This is a genomic window from Candidatus Limnocylindria bacterium (assembly GCA_036523395.1).
Taxonomy (GTDB): domain Bacteria; phylum Chloroflexota; class Limnocylindria; order P2-11E; family P2-11E; genus CF-39.
The window spans coordinates 1-21,145 of the sequence record DATDEH010000043.1; the positions used below are offsets into that span (position 1 = coordinate 1).

General features: G+C 68.4%; 27 protein-coding genes. 17 read left to right on the forward strand and 10 right to left on the reverse strand.

What is annotated here, in order from left to right; translation table 11 throughout:
- Window positions 1–62 precede the first annotated feature (62 nt).
- The gene (locus VI056_05020) at window positions 63–827 is read left to right on the forward strand and encodes a response regulator transcription factor (protein HEY6202384.1); all 765 of its coding nucleotides are present in this window, start codon (window positions 63–65) and stop codon (window positions 825–827) included.
- Here VI056_05020 and VI056_05025 read toward each other — a convergent pair.
- Entirely contained in the window at window positions 794–1,885 is a 1,092-nt protein-coding gene (locus VI056_05025; protein ID HEY6202385.1) for a 3-deoxy-7-phosphoheptulonate synthase, read from the reverse strand. The genes VI056_05020 and VI056_05025 overlap by 34 nt on opposite strands.
- A 23-nt stretch (window positions 1,886–1,908) precedes the next feature.
- Between VI056_05025 and VI056_05030 the strand changes: the two genes are divergently transcribed.
- From VI056_05030 to VI056_05050, 5 genes are all read left to right on the forward strand, one after another.
- Window positions 1,909–2,433, forward strand: coding sequence for a gamma carbonic anhydrase family protein (locus VI056_05030; protein ID HEY6202386.1), 525 nt, complete (start codon window positions 1,909–1,911; stop codon window positions 2,431–2,433).
- A gap of 5 nt (window positions 2,434–2,438) precedes the next feature.
- Window positions 2,439–3,968, forward strand: a complete 1,530-nt coding sequence (gene hutH, locus VI056_05035) for a histidine ammonia-lyase (GenBank protein ID HEY6202387.1) — start codon at window positions 2,439–2,441, stop codon at window positions 3,966–3,968.
- Window positions 3,965–4,699, forward strand: coding sequence for an HAD family hydrolase (locus VI056_05040; protein HEY6202388.1), 735 nt, complete (start codon window positions 3,965–3,967; stop codon window positions 4,697–4,699). The genes hutH and VI056_05040 overlap by 4 nt, the downstream gene beginning before the upstream one ends.
- Complete coding sequence (locus tag VI056_05045) at window positions 4,696–5,187, forward strand: DNA-3-methyladenine glycosylase I (GenBank protein HEY6202389.1); 492 nt, start codon at window positions 4,696–4,698, stop codon at window positions 5,185–5,187. Before VI056_05040 ends, VI056_05045 begins: the two co-directional genes overlap by 4 nt.
- A gap of 141 nt (window positions 5,188–5,328) precedes the next feature.
- Window positions 5,329–5,481, forward strand: coding sequence for a Flp family type IVb pilin (locus VI056_05050; protein ID HEY6202390.1), 153 nt, complete (start codon window positions 5,329–5,331; stop codon window positions 5,479–5,481).
- Between the two features lie 145 nt (window positions 5,482–5,626).
- On the opposite strand, the gene VI056_05055 is transcribed toward VI056_05050, so the two are convergent.
- On the reverse strand, window positions 5,627–6,331 hold the full coding sequence (locus tag VI056_05055) for a hypothetical protein (GenBank protein HEY6202391.1): 705 nt from the start codon (window positions 6,329–6,331) through the stop codon (window positions 5,627–5,629).
- A gap of 137 nt (window positions 6,332–6,468) precedes the next feature.
- Between VI056_05055 and VI056_05060 the strand changes: the two genes are divergently transcribed.
- The 6 genes from VI056_05060 to VI056_05085 are packed head-to-tail and all read left to right on the forward strand — an operon-like array spanning window position 6,469 to window position 11,886.
- Window positions 6,469–7,137 (forward strand): response regulator transcription factor, encoded by a 669-nt coding sequence (locus tag VI056_05060; protein HEY6202392.1) that lies wholly within the window; start codon window positions 6,469–6,471, stop codon window positions 7,135–7,137.
- A complete protein-coding gene (locus tag VI056_05065; protein HEY6202393.1) occupies window positions 7,134–8,501 on the forward strand; it encodes a HAMP domain-containing sensor histidine kinase in 1,368 nt (455 codons plus the stop codon). The genes VI056_05060 and VI056_05065 overlap by 4 nt, the downstream gene beginning before the upstream one ends.
- Before the next feature lie 56 nt (window positions 8,502–8,557).
- Complete coding sequence (locus VI056_05070) at window positions 8,558–8,836, forward strand: hypothetical protein (GenBank protein ID HEY6202394.1); 279 nt, start codon at window positions 8,558–8,560, stop codon at window positions 8,834–8,836.
- Between the two features lie 7 nt (window positions 8,837–8,843).
- On the forward strand, window positions 8,844–9,383 hold the full coding sequence (locus tag VI056_05075; protein HEY6202395.1) for a hypothetical protein: 540 nt from the start codon (window positions 8,844–8,846) through the stop codon (window positions 9,381–9,383).
- A 35-nt stretch (window positions 9,384–9,418) separates the two neighbouring features.
- A complete protein-coding gene (locus tag VI056_05080; GenBank protein ID HEY6202396.1) occupies window positions 9,419–9,913 on the forward strand; it encodes a (2Fe-2S)-binding protein in 495 nt (164 codons plus the stop codon).
- The gene (locus tag VI056_05085; GenBank protein ID HEY6202397.1) at window positions 9,910–11,886 is read left to right on the forward strand and encodes a molybdopterin cofactor-binding domain-containing protein; all 1,977 of its coding nucleotides are present in this window, start codon (window positions 9,910–9,912) and stop codon (window positions 11,884–11,886) included. The genes VI056_05080 and VI056_05085 overlap by 4 nt, the downstream gene beginning before the upstream one ends.
- A gap of 25 nt (window positions 11,887–11,911) precedes the next feature.
- On the opposite strand, the gene VI056_05090 is transcribed toward VI056_05085, so the two are convergent.
- From VI056_05090 to VI056_05100, 3 genes are read right to left on the reverse strand one after another with little or no spacing between them, the layout of a single operon-like run.
- Window positions 11,912–12,133, reverse strand: a complete 222-nt coding sequence (locus VI056_05090) for a hypothetical protein (protein HEY6202398.1) — start codon at window positions 12,131–12,133, stop codon at window positions 11,912–11,914.
- Window position 12,134: 1 nt separating this feature from the next.
- A complete protein-coding gene (locus tag VI056_05095; GenBank protein ID HEY6202399.1) occupies window positions 12,135–12,902 on the reverse strand; it encodes a hypothetical protein in 768 nt (255 codons plus the stop codon).
- 31 nt (window positions 12,903–12,933) lie between these two features.
- Window positions 12,934–14,268, reverse strand: a complete 1,335-nt coding sequence (locus tag VI056_05100) for an aspartate aminotransferase family protein (GenBank protein HEY6202400.1) — start codon at window positions 14,266–14,268, stop codon at window positions 12,934–12,936.
- Between the two features lie 18 nt (window positions 14,269–14,286).
- Here VI056_05100 and VI056_05105 point away from each other — a divergent pair, with 18 nt between their 5' ends.
- Window positions 14,287–15,504: an MFS transporter gene (locus VI056_05105; GenBank protein HEY6202401.1), complete on the forward strand. Its 1,218-nt coding sequence runs from the start codon at window positions 14,287–14,289 to the stop codon at window positions 15,502–15,504.
- On the opposite strand, the gene VI056_05110 is transcribed toward VI056_05105, so the two are convergent.
- Complete coding sequence (locus tag VI056_05110) at window positions 15,501–16,010, reverse strand: hypothetical protein (protein HEY6202402.1); 510 nt, start codon at window positions 16,008–16,010, stop codon at window positions 15,501–15,503. The genes VI056_05105 and VI056_05110 overlap by 4 nt on opposite strands.
- Window positions 16,011–16,043: 33 nt before the next feature.
- Between VI056_05110 and VI056_05115 the strand changes: the two genes are divergently transcribed.
- Genes VI056_05115 through VI056_05125 form a run of 3 tightly spaced genes read left to right on the forward strand, consistent with a single transcriptional unit; the run spans window position 16,044 to window position 18,846 of the window.
- Window positions 16,044–16,874, forward strand: coding sequence for an alpha/beta fold hydrolase (locus VI056_05115; protein ID HEY6202403.1), 831 nt, complete (start codon window positions 16,044–16,046; stop codon window positions 16,872–16,874).
- Window positions 16,871–18,520: a urocanate hydratase gene (hutU, locus tag VI056_05120; protein HEY6202404.1), complete on the forward strand. Its 1,650-nt coding sequence runs from the start codon at window positions 16,871–16,873 to the stop codon at window positions 18,518–18,520. The genes VI056_05115 and hutU overlap by 4 nt, the downstream gene beginning before the upstream one ends.
- A gap of 2 nt (window positions 18,521–18,522) precedes the next feature.
- Window positions 18,523–18,846, forward strand: coding sequence for a hypothetical protein (locus VI056_05125; protein ID HEY6202405.1), 324 nt, complete (start codon window positions 18,523–18,525; stop codon window positions 18,844–18,846).
- A 165-nt stretch (window positions 18,847–19,011) separates the two neighbouring features.
- On the opposite strand, the gene VI056_05130 is transcribed toward VI056_05125, so the two are convergent.
- The 4 genes from VI056_05130 to VI056_05145 are packed head-to-tail and all read right to left on the reverse strand — an operon-like array spanning window position 19,012 to window position 20,615.
- Entirely contained in the window at window positions 19,012–19,500 is a 489-nt protein-coding gene (locus VI056_05130; protein ID HEY6202406.1) for an SRPBCC family protein, read from the reverse strand.
- Entirely contained in the window at window positions 19,490–19,828 is a 339-nt protein-coding gene (locus VI056_05135; protein ID HEY6202407.1) for a metalloregulator ArsR/SmtB family transcription factor, read from the reverse strand. Before VI056_05135 ends, VI056_05130 begins: the two co-directional genes overlap by 11 nt.
- Before the next feature lie 32 nt (window positions 19,829–19,860).
- Entirely contained in the window at window positions 19,861–20,112 is a 252-nt protein-coding gene (locus VI056_05140) for a CDGSH iron-sulfur domain-containing protein (GenBank protein HEY6202408.1), read from the reverse strand.
- Window positions 20,112–20,615, reverse strand: coding sequence for a deoxyuridine 5'-triphosphate nucleotidohydrolase (locus tag VI056_05145; GenBank protein HEY6202409.1), 504 nt, complete (start codon window positions 20,613–20,615; stop codon window positions 20,112–20,114). Before VI056_05145 ends, VI056_05140 begins: the two co-directional genes overlap by 1 nt.
- Window positions 20,616–20,657: 42 nt before the next feature.
- Here VI056_05145 and VI056_05150 point away from each other — a divergent pair, with 42 nt between their 5' ends.
- Entirely contained in the window at window positions 20,658–21,131 is a 474-nt protein-coding gene (locus VI056_05150; GenBank protein ID HEY6202410.1) for an acyl-CoA thioesterase, read from the forward strand.
- Window positions 21,132–21,145 lie beyond the last annotated feature (14 nt).

The window sequence follows — 21,145 nt, forward strand, 5'->3', positions numbered from 1 at the left end:
GAGCCAACACGCTAAGCAGAACGAAGCAGCGAAAGCTGCTTCGTTACAGAGTGGCACGGCAAATGCGATACAGGACCGTCACGATGATCGAGCAGCGTCCCTCCGCCGCCTCGGCACCCGCACACACCGGCGCGCGCGTGATGATCGTTGAGGACGACCGGGACATCGCGATGCTCCTTTCGAGCATCCTCGCGGAAGAGGGCTACGCGACTCACGTCGTGACCGACTCGCGACAGGCGGTCGAGACCTTCGAGCGCGTTCACCCGGACGTCATCACACTCGACGTGATGATGCCGAGCCTTGACGGCATCAGCCTCTGTCTCGAACTCAGGCGGAACACCGATGTCCCGATCCTGTTCATCAGCGCCAAGAAAGAGCCGCCCGATCGGGTGGTCGGCCTGCGCGTCGGCGCCGACGATTACATCGGCAAGCCGTTCGACAACGACGAGCTGCTCGCGCGCATCGAGGCGCTGCTCCGCCGGTCGCAGATGTCGCATGACGGCGCTGGCGCGAAGCAGATGCGCTTCGGTCGCTTCGTGATCGACAACGGCAGCGTCCAGGCCATCGCCGGCGACCGGCAGGTGCAGCTCACACCGACAGAGTTCAAGCTCCTGCGCACACTGGCGGGGGAGCCCGGCCGCGTGTTCACCCGAGACGATCTCCTCACGGGCGTGTGGGGGTACGAGCCGGGCAGCGACACGCGCCTCGTCGACGTCCACGTCGGCCGCCTCCGCAAGAAGCTTGAAGACGCGACCGTGACCGAGGTCGCGATCGAGACCGCGCGAGGATTCGGCTACCGCTTGGTGGACGCCTCCCGAGGACGCTGACCCTCGCTCCGCGAGCGGCGTCCACGCGCCGCCGAAGCAAGACCCTGAAGCACCCTCACCGTGTCCTCCCACCCGATGCACGCGTCGGTGATGCTCTGTCCGTAGACGAGTCGTGCTGGATCCGTGAGCTCCTGGCGTCCTTCCACGAGAAAGCTCTCGATCATCACGCCCGCGATGCCGCGCTCACCCGCGGCGACCTGCGCCGCGATCTCACCCACGACGGCGGGCTGCCGCAAGTGATCGCGCTCGCTGTTCCCGTGACTCGCATCGACGATGAGCCGCTCGGGAAGGCCCGCGTCGCGCAGCGCATCGAGCGCGCCGCGCACGCTCGCCTTGTCGTAGTTCGGACCGCGGGCGCCGCCACGCAGGATCACGTGTCCGTATGGATTCCCGCGCGTGCTGACGAACGCAGCAAGACCCTGCTCGGTGACCCCGATGAAGCTGTGCGGATGCGCCGTCGCGCGCACGGCGTCGATCGCGATCTGCACCGTGCCACCGGTCCCGTTCTTGAATCCGACCGGCATCGATAGACCCGAGGCGAGCTCGCGATGCACCTGACTTTCGGTCGTGCGCGCGCCGATCGCGCCCCAGCTCACGAGATCGGATGTGTACTGCGGCGAGACGGGGTCCAGGAACTCGCAGCCCGCGGGCACGCCAAGCTCCGCGAGATCGAGCAGCAAGCGGCGCGCGAGCCGCAGGCCGTCGTTGATGCGGAAGCTGCCGTCGAGGCCGGGGTCGTTGATGAGGCCCTTCCAACCGACGGTCGTCCGCGGCTTTTCGAAGTACACACGCATGACGACCCGAAGGTCCGCGGCAAGATCCCTCGCGAGCGTCACCAACCGGCCCGCGTACTCCATGGCAGCCTCGACGTCGTGCACCGAACACGGCCCGACAACGACGATGAGGCGGTCGTCCTCGCGATCGAGGATGCGCACGAGCTCCTCGCGCGCGCTCGCGACGGTCCGCGATCCCGCCTCGGTGAGCGGAAGCTCGTCGAGGAGGATCGCCGGCGGGATCAGTGGCCGGTAGCCTTCGACCCGGAGGTCGCGAGTCTTCATCGCGCCACCTACTCTACGGAGCCGTGCCGCTCTACGGCTACCGCGGGAAACGACCGACGGTGGCGCCCGACGCGTTCATCGCGCCGACGGCCGTTCTCATCGGGGACGTGACGGTGCGGTCCGGAGCGTCGGTCTGGTTCGGCTCGGTGCTGCGCGCCGACATGGACCGCATCGAGATCGGCGAGCGCTCGAACGTGCAGGACAACTGCACCATCCACACCGACACCGGCGAGCCGACGATCATCGGGGCGGAGTGCACGATCGGTCATGGAGCGATCGTCCATTCCTCGATCGTCGAGCGGAACGTGCTCATCGGCTCCGCCGCGGTCCTCGTCGGCGCGAATACGGTCGGCGAGCGCACGATCGTCGGCGCGGGTGCTGTCCTTGCCGAGCGTTTCGCGGCCCCGGCCCGGTCGCTGGTGCTCGGCGTGCCCGCACGAGTGGTGCGCGAGGTCCGCCCGGAGGACGACCGCTGGACCGTCGGAGCGGCGCAGCACTACGCCGATCTCTCCGCGTGGTACCGGGAGAACCTGAAGGAGACCGAGTAGCTCCCGTGCCGACACTGCGCCTGACCGGAGCGGATCTCAGCATCGCCGACGTGCTCGCGGTCGCCCGCCGGCAGACGCCCGTGGCGCTCGACCGCACGGCGGAGCGCCGCATGTCGGAGTCCGCGAGGCTCGTCGCGGAGCTGGCAGCGGGGGACGCGCCCGTCTACGGGGTCAACACCGGCTTCGGCGATCTCGCGACGGTCCGCATCCCGATCGGGGACCTCCGAACGCTCCAGCGCAATCTCATCCGAAGCCATGCCGCGGGCGTCGGCGATCCACTGCCGGCCGACGTGGTGCGCGCGGTGCTCCTCCTGCGTGCCAACACGCTCGCGGCCGGTCGCTCCGGCGTGCGCCCTGAGCTCGCCGAGATGCTGCTCGAGATGCTCGATCGCGGCGTTCATCCCGTGATCCCGATGCACGGCAGCGTCGGCGCCTCCGGCGATCTCGCGCCGCTCGCTCACGCGGCACTGGTGCTGATGGGCGAGGGCGAGGCGTTCGTCGAGGACAAGCGAATGCCCGGTGCCGACGCGCTGAAGCGAGCTGGACTGAGGCCGCTCGAGCTCGGGCCGAAGGAAGGCGTCGCGCTCATCAACGGGACACAGGTCATGACCGCCATCGGCTGCCTGGCGCTCCACGACGCGGCGGTGCTCGCGGCGACCGCTGACATCGTCGGCGCGATGTCCGCCGAGGCGCTGCGCGCGACCGACGCCGCGTGGAACGCCGACCTGCACGCCGCGCGGCCGCATCCAGGACAGCAGACCGTCGCCGCCAACCTGCGCTCGCTCATGGAGGGGAGCGCCAACGTCGCGTCGCACCGCCTCGGCGACGCGCGGGTCCAGGATCCGTACTCGATCCGCTGCATGCCCCAGGTACATGGCGCGTCACGCGACGCCCTCGACTACGCGCGGCGGGTCATCGAGATCGAGATCAATTCCGTGACCGACAACCCGCTCGTCTTTGCGGAGCAGCGGCGCGTGGTGAGCGGTGGCAACTTCCACGGGCAGCCCGTGGCGATCGCCCTCGACGTGGCAACGATCGCGGTCGCGGAGCTCGCCGACGTCAGCGAGGCACGCGTCGATCGGCTCACGAACGCGCACACCAGCGGCCTCCCGCCGTTCCTGAGTCCGATGGCCGGGACGAACTCGGGTTTCATGGTCGCGCAGTACACGAGCGCCGCGCTCGTCACGGAGAACCGGCTTCGCGCGTTCCCCGCATCCGTCGAGTCGGTGCCGACCTCCGCGGGGATGGAGGATCACGTGAGCATGGGCGTCCACGCGGCGCTGAAGCTCGCGGCGGTCGTGCGGAACACGCGCGACGCGCTCGCGATCGAGGCACTCTGCGGCGCTCAGGGTCTCGATCTGCTCGGCGCTACGACGGCGCCCGGTGTCGAGGAAGCCCGCCGCGTCGTGCGCGAGCACGTCCCGAAGCTCGAGACGGACCGCGCGCTCGCTCCGGACATCGCCGCCGTCGCGGAGCTCATCGAGCGCGAGATCCTGCTGGCCGGCGTCAGGTCACGCATCCCCGATCTCGCGTGAGTGCGCCGCGGGCGGTCGTGTTCGACCTCGGCGGCACGCTCGTGCACTGGGCCGATTGGGAGGGCGGCGCGGCGACGAAGTGGGGACTCGCCTTTGACGCGCTTCGCGCATCCGAGGCGATCAGCGCGTCGCGGGAGGATTTCGTCCTGGCGATGCGCGCCGCCGAGAAGGCGCACTGGGAACGGGTCGATCGCGACCACTGGAGCGGACCACCCACCGGCGTCGTCAGCGACGGCTTCCGGCGGCTTGGGACGAGCTTCGGTGAAGCTGCGCTCCTGACCGTGCTCGACGGATACGCGCGCGCGGTCGCGGGCTGGTGCTCCGTCTTCTCCGACACGCGCGACACGCTGGTGACGCTGCGCGAGCGTGGCTACCTGTTGGGCCTCCTCTCGAACACGTGGTGGGCGGCCGAATGGCACAACGCGGATCTCGCGGCGCACGGGCTCGCCGATCTGCTCGACGAGCTCGTGTACACGTCCGACCTACCGTGCTCCAAGCCGCATCCGTCCGTGTTCCGCGAGGTGGCGTCGCGTCTCGGCGTCGCGCCGGACGCGTGCGTGATGATCGGCGACCGTCAGGTCGATGACGTGTCCGGCGCGCGGGCGATCGGCATGCGCGCGATCTGGCGGCGCAACGACTCGGGCTTCCCCACCTCCGACGTCGCGCCTGATGCGATCGTCGACACGCTCGCCGAGCTCCCCGACCTGCTTCGCTCATGGGGAGGCGCATGAAGCGCTGCTCCTGGGCGACACGCGAGCCGCTCATCAGCTACCACGACAAGGAGTGGGGCACGCCGCGCCACGACGAGCGCACGCTCTTCGAATTCCTCGTGCTCGAGGGCGCGCAGGCGGGGCTCTCGTGGGAGACGATCCTTCGAAAGCGCACGGCGTATCGCGCTGCGTTCGCACGGTTCGATCCGAAGAAGGTGGCGCGCTTCGGCGCCCGCGACGTAACGCGACTCATGCGCGACGAGGGCATCGTGCGCAATCGGCTCAAGATCGCGTCGGCCATCGCGAACGCGAAGGCCTTCCTCGCCGTCGCGCGCGAGTACGGCAGCTTTGATACCTATTTCTGGGGCTTCCGGGACCCGGCCGAGCTGTCGCGCGACCTTCGGAAACGTGGCTTCCGTTTCGTGGGACCCACGATCTGCGAGTCATTCATGGAGGCCACCGGCATGCTCGACCACCACGAACGCGGATGCTTCCGCAGGGCGGGCTAGTACTGCAGTACCAGGTGACGTAGGAGTATCAATGACCATCGGGTCCCTGCCTTAGGGGGCTTGTGGAGCGCCTGGATGTACCTATTCTTCTCCACAGATGGGCGGGTTCGCCCGTCCAGATCGCAGGGAAAGGAGGTTCTCATGATCGCTTTTTTCCGTGACGAAGAGGGTCAGGGCCTCGTCGAATATGCACTCATTATCGCCGTCATCGCGATTGCCGTCATCGTCGCGATGGTCTTCCTTCGTGGCCAGATCCAGAACATCTTCAGCAACATCGGCAACAACCTGACCTAAGCGTCTGCGATATCGCAGTCCACGAGCGGCCCGGGAAACCGGGCCGCTCGTTTGTTATGCGGGGCTGCAGGCGTCTGCGGTCTTGCACCGCGCCCGCCACATGGGCGGGCGCAGCGCAAGGAGGGAGGGAGACGGGAAGGCTGACTTAGGGGCGCCGACCCCTGCCCGGGCCACCGGGCACGCCGGCGGGACGAGCCTCGTCGACCTCGGCGGTGACGTGCGCGGTGAGCGAGGCCTTCCTCTCGGTGGCCTGCGCCGCGGTGATCGTGCCTGCCGCAAGGGCGGCATCGATCTTGGCGTTGCCGTCAGCCACCATCGCCGCGATCAGTCCGTCACGGGTCTTGCCCGCGGCGGTCGCGATCTGAGCGAGGGTCTGGCCTGCCTGGAGCTTTGCGTGCAGATCCGCCTCGGTCGTACCGATGTACGTCGCTGCGGCTGCGATGTCATTCGTGATCATCGCGCGCGGGCCGCCCGGTCCACCGCGGCCACCGGGACCAAAGTTCGTGCCCGGCTGGTCGACGGCGGTCGTGATCTGCCTGGTCGCCTCGGCCGATAGCGCGGCGATGAGACCGTCACGGGTCTTGCCATGTGCGACGGCGATCTGGGCGAGGGTCTGGCCGCTCTGGAGCTCGGTGCGCAGCGCAGCCTCGGTGATGCCGATGTACGCCGCGGCGGTCGCGAGCGTGTTCGGCGCGCCGAAGGGACTGTTGGAGGCGAAGATGGCGACCTCGCCCGGCAGCTGTGTGATGACGGCGTCGGCGGTGCCCGGCGCGAGCGCAGCGGCCGCGACCCCACCCGTGAGGAGGAGCGTGACGCCGCTCGCGATGAGCATCTTGTCGATGTACTTCATGTCGTTGTCCTTTCCGCTGAGGTGACTGCGATCAGGACACCACCCGCGCCGCCGCGGTTCATGAAAGGGCTCTAAGAAGGACCGGACGGCGCGGTTTTCTTACTCGGTTCTTAGCGGGGCGCCCATACACTCGGCTCGTGAACGTCCTCCTCGTCGAGGACGATCCCGCAGTGCGGGGAGCCGTGGAGCGGGCGCTTCGCGGCGCCGGCCATCGGACCGAGACCGCCGCCAACGGCGTAAGAGCGCTGGAGGTGGCCACGGCCAACCCCTACGACGCGGTCGTCCTGGACATCGGCCTGCCCGGTCTCGACGGACTCGAGGTGTGCCGCCGCCTGCGCTCGACCGGCAACGCGGTGCCGGTGCTCATGCTCACCGCGCGCGCGGCGGTCACCGAGCGGGTCGAGGGCCTCGACGCCGGCGCCGACGACTACCTCGTGAAACCGTTCGCGCTCGACGAGCTCCTGGCGCGACTGCGTGCCTTCGAGCGGCGCGCGCCGCAGAGCGGGCAGTCGCGCGGCACCCTTCGCTTCGAGGACGTGTCCCTCGACCGCGACGCGATGACCTGCCGCCGTGGAGATCGGACGATCCAGCTGTCGCGCACGGAATACCAGCTGCTCGAGCTCTTCCTCTCGAATCCGCGCCGCGTGCTCAGCCGCGATGTCATCTTCGACAAGGTGTGGGGCTACGACTTCGGTCCGGACTCGAACTCGCTCGACGTGTACATCGGATACCTGCGCCGGAAGCTCGGCGAGCCACGGATCATCCACACGATGCGCGGCGTCGGCTACGTGCTGAGGGAAGCATGACCTTTCGTGTTCGCGTCGCGCTCCTCGCGGCCGGCGCGGTCGCGCTCGCCGCCGTCAGCGCCGCCGCGATCATGTACGTCGTCGTCCAGCAGCAGCTGACGACGCAGCTCGATGAGACGCTGAAGGATGCCGCTGCCGTGTCGCGTCAACCGCAGGGCGGGGGCGGCGGGCGTGGCGGCGGCCCACCTCGCTTTCCCGGCTCCCTCGGATCTCCGCTGTCCGGCCGCCCCGACATCCTTGCTCAGGTGATCGACACATCCGGCAGCGTGGGCCGGGTCGAGAACCAGCCTCTCACGGCACTCGTGACCGCCGACGCGCGTGCGGTCGCCGCTGGGACGAAGGCCGCGTACTTCTTCAACACCGAGATCGAGGGCTCGCACCTGCGCGTGTACGTCGCTCAGTTCACGGCACCCACGCAGTTCACGCCGGGCACGGCCATCGAGCTCTGGCGGCCGCTTGATGAGATCAATGGCGTGCTCGACGAGACGCGCCTTCGCCTGGCGATCGTCGCGATCGGCGCGGTCCTCCTCGCGGCCGTGCTCGGTGTCATCGTCTCGCAAGGGACGCTGATGCCGGTCCGCCGGCTCACCGACGTCGTCGAAGAGGTCGGGCGCACGCGCGACCTGTCCCGGCGCGTCGAAGGTGAGAGTCCCGACGAGCTCGGCCGGCTCGCGGCAAGCTTCAACAGCATGCTCAGCGCGCTCGACATCTCACTGCGACAGCAGCGTCAGCTCGTCGCCGACGCTTCGCACGAACTGCGGACGCCGCTCACCAGCCTGCGAACCAACCTCGAGCTGCTCGCGCGCGGGCAACCGACCGATCCTGTGGAGCGCCAGCAGGTGCTCGTCGAGCTCGTCGGTCAGATCGAGCGCCTCTCGACGCTCGTCGGGGATCTCATCGATCTGGCGCGCGACGAAGAGGCGACCCTCCCGATCGAAGATGTTCGGCTCGACGAGGTCGTCGGCGAAGCGATCACCGATATGCGTGGCCGTTACCCGCAAGTGCGCTTCGACGCGGTCCTGGAAGCGACGACCGTGCGCGGAGTTCGTCCGCGCATCGCGCGTGCTGTGACGAATCTCCTCGACAACGCCGGCAAGTGGAGTCCTGCGAAGGGTGTGGTCGAGGTCACTGTCCAAGATGGCGAGGTGAGCGTTCGCGACCACGGCCCCGGCGTCGCGCCCGAGGACGCCGCGCGCGTCTTCGACCGTTTCTGGCGGGCGAGCAACGCACGGTCTCTTCCGGGCTCCGGCCTCGGCTTGTCGATCGTGAAGGACGTCGCCGAGTCCCACGGGGGCTCTGTGACGCTCGAGCAAGCGACCGGCGGCGGAGCGCGCTTCCGCCTGCGGCTCGCGACCGACTCCTAAGCGCTTCTCAAGCGGCTTTCATGCTCACGCAGCCCGCGGATGTTCCTCTTATCCGCATGACAGACCGACCCCGCCGCGCCAGACCGCTCATCGGATCCACTCTCATGCTCCGCACGCTCGCCGCCGCGATCACCCTTACCAGCTTCGGCGGCATGACGATCTTCGCGAGCGAGAACCTACACGCGGCGAACGCGCCGCTCCAGCCCGCGGCTGTCGCGACCGCGACACCGGTGCCGACGACCGCGCCGCGGACGGTGACGGCCGGACGCACGACGACGCGGCGCTCGGTCACGAGCACGAGCACCGCGCCACTCACACGCACCAAGCAGTCCTGACCGCCCAGTGAACCTCAGCACGGATCTCATCTGGATCGTTGCGCGCTCGACCGGCACGGCGTCGCTCGTCGCGCTCACGCTCTCGGTGCTGACCGGCATCGCGCTGCGCACCGGGACGTTCGCGTGGCTCTCGCATAACCGTGGCGTGCGCGTGGTGCACGGCTTCCTCACCGTTCTCTGGATCCCGCTCGGTCTCGCGCACGTCATCGCACTCCTGTTCGACCGTTATGCGCAGATCGGACTGGTCGATCTCGTGGTCCCATTCGGCGTCTCGTACGGGCGAGTCGCGATCGGACTCGGCACGATCTCCATGCAGCTCATCCTCGTCGTGCTCGTCTCCACCTGGCTGCGGTCGTCGCTGACCAACGGGCAGTGGCAGTGGTTCCACCGCCTCTCGTACGTCGCATTCTTGGCCGCATTCGCGCACGGCGTGATGTCCGGGACCGATCTCGCGAACCCGGTCGTCGCCGCGCTGGCCTGGATCGCGGCCGCCGCGGTCGCGCTCGTCGCGCTCCGTCGCGTGACACGCATCCGCAGCACGGCCTAAGCGCCGGCGCCACCGCGTGAGTACGCTGGGTGGGCATGCGGCTCGTTCTCAACATCAACGGCGCGACACACCAGGTGGACCCACCGCCGAGCGCTTCGCTCCTCAGCGTGCTGCGGGATGACCTCGGACTGACCGGTACGCGCTTCGGGTGCGGGAGCGGCCAGTGCGGAGCGTGCTACGTGATCGCGGACGGCAGAGCCGTTGCGTCGTGCCTCATGCCCGCTCGGCAGGCGGCCGAACGCGAGATCACCACGATCGAGGGACTTGCCCGGGGCGACGGGCTTCATCCGGTGCAGGAGGCCTTCATCGCCGAGGACGCGATGCAGTGCGGCTACTGCACCAGCGGGATGATCATCTCGGCCGCGGCTCTCCTCGCGCGCGACGCAGCGCCCGACGAGGCCGCGATCCGCGACGCGCTTTCCGGCAACCTCTGCCGCTGCGGCGTGTACGGCCGCGCCATTAGAGCGGTCAAACGGGCAGCGGATAGCAGGGGGGTTGCAGGGGGTTCTCCCCCTGCGATGAACAAATGAACTTGGAGGAGCGCATCCGCGTCGAGCCCGACGGATCGCTGACCGCGTTCTCCGGCAAGATCGAGTTCGGCCAGGGGATCCGGACCGCGTTCGCGCAGCTCGTCGCGAACGAGCTCGACGTGCCGGTGGAGCGCGTGCGCGTCGTGCTCGGCGACACCGACGAGGTGCCGTTCGACTTCGGCACGTTCGGAAGCAACTCCATCGCACAGGAGGCGCCCGCGCTCCGCCGCGCTGCGGCCTTCGCGCGCAGGACGCTGATCGATCGCGCGGCGGCCCGCCTCGGCGTTCCCGCGAGGCAGCTCGACACGCAGGACGGCACGGTCGGAGATGGCGACGGCAAGCGGGTGAGCTACGCGGACCTCGTCCATGGTGCGCCGCTCACCGGCACTATCCCCGACGACGAGCCGCTGCTGCCGCGAGATCGCTGGCGGCACATCGGCACGCCGCTCGCGCGCGTCGAGGCGCGCGACATCGTGACCGGACGCGCGCGATACACCGCCGATGTCCGGCCCCTTGGCCTCGCGCGTGGGGCGATCGCTCGACCTCCCGTGCGCGGAGCACGCGCGACCCGCGTCGACGATCGCGCCGCGAGAGCGATGCCAGGGGTGATTGCCGTGGTGCACGACGGCGACGTCGTCGGCGTCGTAGCGGAGCGGGAGGAACAGGCCCGTGCCGCGGCCGACGCGCTCGACATCGACTGGGACACGCCGAAGGTCGACGCATCGAGCACGCAGGTCGTCCCGCTGCGGGAGGACGCGGGCATCGACGCCGCGCTCGCGTCGGCCGCACTGTCACGCTCCGCGACGTACACGCTGCCCTCGATCGCGAGCGCGTCGATCGGCCCGAGCGCCGCGCTCGTCGACGTCCGTGCAGACAGCGCGACGGTCTACGCGGGCACGCATCGTCCGTTCGGGCTGCGCGACACGGTCGCGGATCGCGTGGGCCTGCCGCGCGACCGCGTGCGCGTGCAGGCGCAGATGTCGAGCGGCACGTACGGCCGTAGCAGCGCGCCCGACGTATCGATCGAAGCGGCGGTCCTGTCGAAGCACAGCCGCCGTCCGGTGCTCGTGCAGTGGACGCGCGCCGAGGAGTTCGCGTACTCCCCCAACCGGCCCGAGGCGGTCCTCGAGGTCGCGGCCGGCCTCGACGCAGAGGGTCGGATCGCCGCGTGGCGATACGACGAGCACACCAACGTCCACACCGCCGCCGGGCCGGATCCGCGCGTCGCGGCGATGACCTCCGGCCGGAACGCCGTCCCGCCCTACCGCATCCCCCACGCGAACGTCGTGCTGCATGTCGAACCCACGCCACTCCGCACCGCGAACTTCCGATCCCTCGCCGCGGCGGAGAACGTCTTCGCGATCGAGTCGTTCGTCGACGAGCTCGCGCACGCGTCGGGCCAGGACTCGCTCGCATTCCGCCTTCGTCACATCGATGATCCCCGGCTACGACGAGTGATCGAGCGCGTCGCCGCGGTGAGCGACTTCGGCGAGAAGCTGCCCGAGCGTCGCGGGCGCGGTCTCGCGTGCACCGAGTACCACGGGACCTACGTCGCGCAGGTCGCCGAGGTCGAAGTGTCCACGAGCGGCGCGGTCCGCCTGCTGCGCGTCTGGTGCGTCATCGACCCCGGCCTGGTCGTGAACCCCGACGGCGTGCGCAATCAGACCGAGGGCGGGATCCAGCAATCCGCATCGTGGACGCTGATCGAGGAGCTCCGCCACAAAGGCGGCCGCGTCGCCACGACTTCGTGGGACACCTATCCGATCGCGACCTTCCGCGACGCACCAGAGGCGATCGAGGTGCTCGTCGAGGGCGACGCGAGCGCGCCATCGACCGGCGTCGGTGAGCCGGGCGCTGTGCCGACGGCCGCTGCGATCGCGAACGCCGTTTTCGCGGCGTGCGGCGCGCGGGTGCGCGACGTGCCACTCACGCGGGAGCGCGTGCGGAAGGCGACTGGGACCGAAGCGCGATGAACCGCCCGGGTGTATTGGACCGGAGCTAGCTGATGCGACTCCGCACTTTGTGGCCTGCGAGGTAGAGGTTAGAGACGACGAGCGCGAGGACAAGCGCCAGCAGCAGCCATCCCGCATTCTGCTGCACCGCGTCGCCGCCGAATGATGCGACCAGCCAGGTGATCGCGAGCGCGGCGATGGCGCCGACTGCCAGCTGACCATCGTCGACGAGGAGTCCGTAGGCGCTCTCCCAGATCCCGCGAAGCACGCTAGACGTTGCGTGCCTCGACACGGGCGCCGTCCGGGAGGAGCCCGCTGAGCATCCGCGCCGAGAGCCAGCTCGCCGCGAGGAAGGCCCCAAGCAGGAAGGGGATCGATGCGGCGTCGCCTGGCCAGTGGGCACCGACACCTTCACCGAACCAGAACACACCGAAGGCCGACAGCATGGCACCGACGCCGAACTTCATCCAGTTCTCGGGAACAGCGCTCAGCGGCCGTCGGAGTGCGGCGGCCAGAGCAGTAACGATGACCCCGGCAGCGATCGCTCCAACGATCGCGGCGTTCATCGCCGCAACGCCCTTCGCGCCGAAAGCGATGACGATGAACGCGACCTCGGTGCCCTCGAGGAGCACGGCCTTGTACGCGACGAGCGCGCCGACCCAGTCCCACTCCGTCTTCCGCAGACCCTGCGCTCGCAGCTCCGCGACCTCCCTGCGGTAGATCTCATCCTCGTCGTGGAGCGCCACGACGCCCGCAAAGCGGAGAACGGCCTTGCGCAGCCACCGCAGGCCAAAGAGCAGGAGCAGCGTGCCGACCAGACCAAGAAGCAGATGCTCCGGGACCACGGTGACCAGCGCCACGCCAAGCGTGATGACGATCAGCGCGAGCGTGAGCGCGGCGAGCAAGGTGCCGACGAGTGGAGCGCGCCAGCCGCGAGTGATGCCCACCGCAAGCACGATCGTCGTCGCCTCGACGAACTCGACCGCGCTCGCGATGAATGCCGGCGTTGCCGCGATGGTGAGCGTGACGAGATCCACTATGGAAACCCCTTAGTAGAGCGGGCCGCGATCAGCCAACAAGCGATCCCTCAAGGATGTCCAAACCTTCCTCGAGCTGTGCATCAGCGATCGTCAGCGGGACAAGCGTTCGAATGACGTTGCTGTAAAGACCCGCGCGCAGAAGAAGGAGGCCGCGTTCGCCCGCGCGCTTGATCGTCGACTCGACCAGCTCGGGTGCTGGCTTCTTGGTGTCGCGGTCGCGGACGAGCTCGATCGCCTGCATCGCGCCGATGCCGCGCACATCCCCGACGCTCGCGGCACGAGCCGCGATGGCGTCGAATCGCCGGCGCAGCGTGACGCCGATGGCCGCGGCACGTGCCGCGAGTCCGTCGCGCTCGATGATCTCGATGGTCTTCAGCGCCGCAGCACACGCGATGGGATGACCGCCGAAGGTGCTCCCGAACGAGGCAGACGGCATCGCGTCAAACAGCTCCGCTCGTCCGGTGACAGCGCCGATAGGGAAACCAGCGCCGAGCGACTTGGACGTGACGACGAGGTCGGGGGTCACGCCGGCGTGCTCGATCGCGAACATGCGACCGGTCCGCGCCATACCGGTCTGGATCTCGTCGACGATGAAGACGATGTCGTGGCGTCGGCAGATCGCCGAGATCCGCTTGAGGAAGCGCGCCGGCGGCACGACGAAGCCTCCCTCGCCCTGGATCGGCTCGAGGATGACCGCGGCGACGTGCTCGGGCGAGAGGTTCGTCTCGAGAGCCTGCTCGAAGAGGCGGACGTGTAGCTCGGCCAGCTCCTCTTCGCCGACGTTCGCGATCGGGCGATATGGATACGGATACGGAAGGTGCGCGATGTTCGGCGACGTGGAACGCATGAATGGCATCCGTGAGCTCTTCGTTTTTCCCGTCGCTGTCATGGCCGTATAGGTCCGGCCGTGGAACGAGTTCTGGAACGCGACGATCCACTCGCGGCCCGTGGCAACGCGCGCGATCTTGATCGCGTTCTCGACGGCCTCCGCTCCGCTGTTGGCGAAGATGCTCTTCGTCGCGACCGTCGAGCCTTCGGCGCGCGGATAGATGCGATCGAGCTCCTGAGCGAGGCGCACGTACGGCTCGTATGTGACGACTTGGGCGGCCACATGGGCATACCGATCGAGCTGAGCGCGGACCGCCGCGACGATCTCGGGATGCTGGTGCCCCAGATTCAGCGCGCCGATCCCGGCGACGAAGTCGATGTACCGCTTGCCTTCTGGGTCGAAGACCTCCGCTCCCTGGGCCGATGCGACCACGACGGAGGTCCCGACGTGGAGGCCTCGCGGGACGAAGCGGTCACGAAGATCGCGGACCTCGGCGCTGCTGAGCTCGGCGCGCTGCCGGGTTACTGTGGCCATTCTTTCATGCTGAACTGGTTGAGCGTCGACGGCAAGAAGCTGCTCGTCACGCGAGTCCTTCGAACGTTCGCATACGGGTACCTCACGGTCATTCTCGGCCTCTACCTCGATGCGCTGGGCATGGATCCGACGGAGATCGGCTTCATCCTCGCTGCCGCGATCGCCGGGTCGGCCCTCATGACGGTGTTCTGGTCGCTCGTCGCCGATCGGATCGGCCGCCGCCGGACCGTTGCGACGATGGCCGGGCTCATGGCGGTCGGAGGTCTGCTGTTTGCTTTTGGCGGCACCTTCGTGCCCCTCCTGATTGGCGCGTTCACCGGCACGATCAGCGCGACGAGCTCCGAGGTCGGGATCTTCCAGACGGTCGAGCAGGCGATCCTCCCGCAGACAGCGCCCGACGAGCGCCGCACGTGGCTGTTCGCGATCTACAACACCGTCGCGAACTTCGCTGCGGCCTTCGGCTCGTTTGCCGCGGTGACCGTGGGCCTCTTCGCCTCGCTCGGGCTCCAGGGTGCCGACGCGTACCGGCCGTTCTTCGTCGTTTATGCCCTCATCGGCCTCATCAACCTCGCGATCTTCGTGACGCTGTCCGACCGAGTCGAGCTCGCGAAGGTCGAGGGCGAGCGGCGCTTTCTTGGCATCCGCCGCTCGGGCGGGACCGTGGCCAAACTGTCGGCGCTGTTCGGCCTCGACGCGTTCGCCGGCGGCTTCGTCGTGCTTTCGCTCGTGGCGTTCTGGTTCCACCTGAAGTGGGGCCTATCGCCGGAAGCGCTCGCTTCCGTCTTCTTCTGGGTGAATGTCCTCTCGGGGCTGTCGCTCCTGGCGGCAGGCCGGCTCGCGCAGCGGATCGGACTGCTGAACACGATGGTCTTCACGCACATCCCATCGAGCGTCCTCCTCCTCCTGGTGCCGCTCATGCCTTCGGCCGGGCTTGCGGTCGCGGTCTTCCTCGCACGCATGAGCATCTCTCAGATGGACGTGCCGACGCGGCAGTCATACACGATGGCGATCGTCGATCCCGAGGAGCGCACCGCGACGGCCGGCATCACCAACGTCGCCCGAACGACCGCTGCGGCGATCTCGCCCGCGTTCGTGGGCATGGCGTTCTCTGCCGGGGCACTCGGTCTGCCCTTCTTCGTCGCCGCCGGGCTGAAGATCCTCTACGACGGCCTCATCTACGCGACGTTCCGTGGGGTTCACCCGCCCGAGGAGACGAGACTTCGTCGGTCGACCTAAGGCTTCCAGGCCCTTCGCGAGACGTGCGCGCCAGTGCTCGTGTCAGGAGCGGCCGGGTACTGCTCCATGCGGTCGTAGAGCCATTCGAACCATTCGAAAGCCGTCGGAGTGACCGCACGGAACTGACCGATGTATCCGCCGCACTTCCGCCACGTGAGCCGGACCATCCCGCCGATGAGGTCGTCCGCCATGTGCAGCGGGATCGCGCGCGAGTACACGAGGTAGCCGAGGTTCTCGAACTTCACGAATGTCTCGATGAGCGCCTGCTCGAGCTCGGGCCCGAGCGCGTGGATCGCCTCCGCCGGCGCGGAATCCGGAAGCTCGAAGATCTTCCGGACCGAGCGAGAGAAGAGCTCAGGCGGCTGCGTGGTCTTCATGAGGGTCAGCGCCGTTTCCTGGCGCCGCTGACGCACGAAAGCGATGAACTGGTACGCGGCGAAGACGAATCCGCCGACCACCGTGCTCGTCGAGATCAACGCCAACGCGATCTGCAGCTCGACCGGCATCCGTCCCTCCCGCGCTCATAAGATGATGCGCCGATGCCGCGAGTCATGGCTGGGGACGTCGAGCTCTACTACGAGTCGCTCGGCGAGGGCACGCCGCTGGTGCTTCAGGCCCACGACCACACGCCCTGGTTGTTCGGACAGGCGCCGGTCCTCTCGCAGCGCTATCGGGTCCTGGTCTACGACCGCCGCGGGACGGGGCGCTCGTCGAGCCCGGAAGGCGACTGGAGCGCCGCGGACCTCGCCGGCGACCTCGTGAGATTCCTGGATGCCCTCGCGATCGAGCGCGCGATCGTCGGAGGTTCGTCGCTCGGCGGTGTGATCACCGCGCAGTTCGCCGTCGACCACCCGGAGCGGGCGCTCGCGCTCGTCATCGGTCACACAGTCCCCTACCTCGACGACATCGGACGCGCCTGGCTCGAGCGACAGGTGACCGACGCGCGCGCCGGTCATCCGGTCATCGCGCGACAGCCCGCGGACACCGCGGGCGGCAGCGAGCCGCCAACGACCGATCCCGTCTTCGCCGCGTCGCCGCTCGGACGGATGATCGCGACGACCGGCACCGGCCTCGGCCGCACTCCCGATGACATCGCGCGAGCCATCGCGGTCCTGCGCGACTGGGATCAGCGGCCCCGAAAAGCCGACCTCGCGAAGATCAAAGTGCCGACGCTCGTCATCGTGGGCGAGCGCGAGCCGCGCTCGACGATCGAAGGATCGCGCGAATGGGCGTCGTGGATCCCCGGTGCGGAGTTCGTGATCCTGCCCGGCGCGCATCACGCCGCGCCGCGCGAGGCCGCGCCAGCCTGGAACGCCGCGGTGCAGGGATTCCTCGACCGGCACGGCTTGGGTGGACAATCGACGTCATGACCGTTACGGCGCGCGCCGTCCGCGCCCCCCGCGGCACCGCGCTGACGTGCCGCGACTGGCCGCAAGAGGCCGCGTTCCGGATGATCCAGAACAACCTCGACCCCGAGGTCGCGGAGCATCCCGACGAGCTCATCGTGTACGGCGGCACCGGCCGCGCGGCGCGGTCGTGGGAGGCGTTCGACCGCATCCTCTCGACGCTGCGCCGCCTCAAGAACGACGAGACGCTGCTCGTGCAATCGGGCAAGCCCGTCGGTGTGTTCCGCACGCATGAGTGGGCGCCGCGCGTGCTCATCGCGAACGCGCTCCTCGTGCCGAAGTGGGCGACGTGGGAGAAGTTCCGCGAGCTCGAGGCAGCGGGCCTGACGATGTACGGGCAGATGACCGCAGGCTCCTGGATCTACATCGGTACACAGGGGATCCTGCAGGGAACGTACGAGACGTTCGCCGCGGTCGCGCGCAAGCACTTCGGCGGCACGCTCGCCGGCCGACTTGTCGTCACCGCCGGGCTCGGCGGCATGGGTGGCGCGCAGCCGCTCGCAATCACGATGAACGAAGGTGTCGGTCTCATCGTCGAGGTCGATCACGCGAACGCCGAACGGCGACGCCGGCAGGGCTTCCTCGACGAGATCGCGCCGACGCTCGACGACGCGCTGCAGATCGCGCAACGATCGCTGCGCGACCGGACGCCACGCAGCATCGGGCTCGTCGCCAACGCAGCGGACGTGCTGCCCGAGCTCGCGCGCCGTGGCGTGCGCGTCGACGTCGTCACCGATCAGACCAGCGCACACGATCCGCTGGACGGCTACGTTCCCGCAGGCGTCGAGGACCTTGCCGGTCTGCGCGCGCGCGAGCCGCAGAGCTACGTCCGCAGATCGCGCGAGTCGATGGCGCGGCACTGCGAGGCGATCGTTTCGCTGGCGAAGCGCGGCGCCGTCGCATTCGACTACGGGAACAACCTGCGCGGTGAGGCGAAGGAGGCGGGCTTCGCCGACGCGTTCAGCTATCCCGGCTTCGTCCCCGAGTACATCCGTCCGCTGTTCGCGGAAGGCCGCGGGCCGTTCCGTTGGGTCGCGCTCTCGGGCGATACGGCCGACATTCACTGCACCGACCGCCTCGTACTCGAGCTCTTCCCAGAGAACGAGACGCTCGCGCGGTGGATCCGCCTCGCGCAGGACCGCGTGCCATTCCAGGGCCTCCCGGCGCGCGTGTGCTGGCTCGGGTATGGGGAGCGCGCGCTGTTCGGGGAGCGCATCGACGAGCTCGTCGCAAGCGGCGAGATCAAGGCGCCGATCGTCATCGGGCGCGACCACCTCGACTCGGGCTCGGTCGCATCGCCCTTCCGCGAGACCGAGGGAATGAAGGACGGCAGTGACGCGATCGCAGACTGGCCGATCCTGAACGCGCTCGTGAACACAGCGGCGGGTGCGACGTGGGTGTCGGTGCATCACGGTGGTGGTGTTGGCATCGGCAACTCGATCCACGCAGGGATGGTCGCCGTCGCGGATGGCACCGCGCTGGGCCGCGAGAAGCTTCGCCGTGTCCTCACGACCGACCCCGGCACGGGTGTGATGCGTCACGCCGACGCCGGGTACGACGAGGCGCTCGACTTCGCCAAGCGCAGCGGGATCGACCTGCCGAGCGTCTGACATTGGCCAGGCAGGTCAACCGTGAAGAGTTCAAGGCGTACTTCAATGACGCGCTCAACGTCGCCACAGCCCACGCCGAGAAGCACTTCCGCGTCCGCGTCAACATCCCGAAGCACCAGTCCGTTGAACTACACGGGGCGGGACACGATGGAGGTCGAATCGCTCCCGACGTTGCCGCGGACGCGCTCTATCTGGGGCCTGAGCGCTTCTACAAACTCATCGACGTGTTGATCAAGTGGATCGAGGGCGATACCGCGGTGCGTTCGCTGTGTTCACCGGCTTCGAGCCCTGCCCGTGGGAGGAGACACTCGACCCCGGTGGACTAGGTCCATTCAAGACACAGCTGTCGGCTGACATTCGAGAGCCGCTATGGCACCGAATCATTCGTATGCCGAGACGTGGCTAGGTCGCGAGGCTCGGCAGTTCGCGGAGAAGTCCCCGATCGATCTGCCGAGCCTCGAGCGATCTGCCGAGCCTCGAGCGATGACGCGTTAGGCGATAAGGGTCGCGACGAGCTCCGAGAGGCGCTCGTAGGTCTCGCGTGCGCCGGACTCCATACCAGTCGCGATCACAGCGTCGCGCTCTTCCTTGGAGTTGAAGACACCGCGATCCCGAAGTTCGGTAACGCCGTCCTTCTCGACGAGCGTGATCTCCACGAACCCGTCTCCCTCCGGCATGTCCCCGAAGAGGAAGCTGTAGACGAGCTTTTCGGGGGCCACGACCTCGCGGTACGTGCCGTGGAAGTCGACGACTTCGCCGCCGGACGTCTGCGTGATGAATTGCCACTTGCCGCCCTTGCGCACGTCCATCTTCTTGACCTCGGTCTTGTCCCGGGCGAAGCCCCACCACTTGGGGATGAGGTCCGGATCCGTGATCGCTTCCCACACGACCTCGCGCGGTGCTTCGAACTTCTTGGTCATGAGGATCTCTTTATCTGACGGCAGGGTGAGCGTGGTCTCGTACTTTGTCTTAGTGGCCATGATCTCTCTCCCGCTCTTTCTTAGCCTTCCGCTCGCTGACGAGCTCCTCCAACCGATCCATGCGGTCTGTCATCGAGCGCCTGAACGTCTCGAGCCACGTGTCGAGCTCATCGAACGGCTCGGACCGCAGCTCATAGATGCGCTGCTGCGCGACCGGGCGCACGTCGACCAGACCGGCGTCGCTGAGCACGCGGAGGTGCTTCGACACTTGCGGTTGACGTAGCCGGAGGCGCTTGGCGATCTCCCCCACCGGGCGCGGCCGGTCGCGAAGGAGCTCGACGATGCGCAGGCGATTCGGTTCTGCGAGGGCTGTCAGCGTGGCGTTCACACGCCGAACATACCTCTAGAGGAATATACCTGTCAAGGCATATTCAAGAACTGATACCTAGCGCTCGCTGGCGGGCTCGGGAGGAAGGATGGTCGCGACACGAAGTCGACTCGCCGGTGCGTGTCGTCGCAGTAGGGCTTGGTGCCCGAATGGCCGCAGCGGCAGAGTTTCACCGTGCGTCCCTCGAGGACGTGGATCTCGTTGCCGTCGGCATCGGCGATCGTGATCGGGCCGGTCACGATGTAGGGACCGTTCGGCTCCATCCGGATGGAAGGACCGGGCATCACGCGTTCTCCCCGTGGTAGCGGCCCTTGTATCCCTCACCGGCCGGCGACGAGAGACGGAAGAACACGAGCTGCAGAACGCGCGCCCCACGCTGAAGCCGGTAGCCGCGCGCGTTCAGGACCGAGAGGAGACCCTCGCCGCGTCCGGAATACCCGGCGTCCCACACCGCGGCGTGGATCGCGACGCCGGATCGGAGGAGCGTCGAGCGCGGCCGCGCGAGAGCCATGATGTCGGTCGGCAGATTCACCTTCTCCTGATAGGTGATGACGTAGGCACCGCGGTGCAGGTCCCACCAGCCGTCCTTGTCGGCCTGCACGTCCTCCCGAGCGGCGGGCTCGCGCACGTTGTCGGCCTCGCCGAGGAGGCCCGGTGACGTCAGCCGCTGGACGCGGTCCACGCGAAGATCGATGCCGTTGGGCTGCACCTGCAGATCGAGCCCCTCGACGAGCGGAGGATCCGCCGCGAGCGCCGCGCGCAGCTCTTCACGCGATAGGACGGACACGCCTGGAGTTTAGGTGCGCGCGACTCTCTAGGATTCGCTCGCATGCCTGAACCGAAGCCAGTCTCGGCCTCGAAGACGATCATGTCGCGCACGATGCTGCCGTCCGACGCGAACCCGTACGGGAACGTGCACGGCGGCGAGATCATGAAGCTGATCGACGCCTGCGCCGGCGCCGCGGCGACGCGGCATGCACGCGCGCGGGTCGTCACGGCGCGCATCGACGAGCTCTCATTCCTGGCGCCCGTGTATGTCGGTCATCTCGTCACGGCGTCGGCCTCCGTGAACCACGTCGGCCGCTCGAGCATGGAGGTCGGCGTGCGCGTCGACTCCGAGGACCTGCTGACCGGGAAGGCCGCCCACGTCGCGTCCGCCTATCTCGTGTTCGTCTCCACCGACGAGCACGGCCGGCCGGTCGCGCTTCCTCCCCTGCTCGCCGAGACGGACGACGAGCGCCGGCGAATGAGGGCCGCCGAGGATCGCCGCGCGCGCCGGCTGCAGCGGCCGCGCACCTCCTAGACTGCCGCGCACTG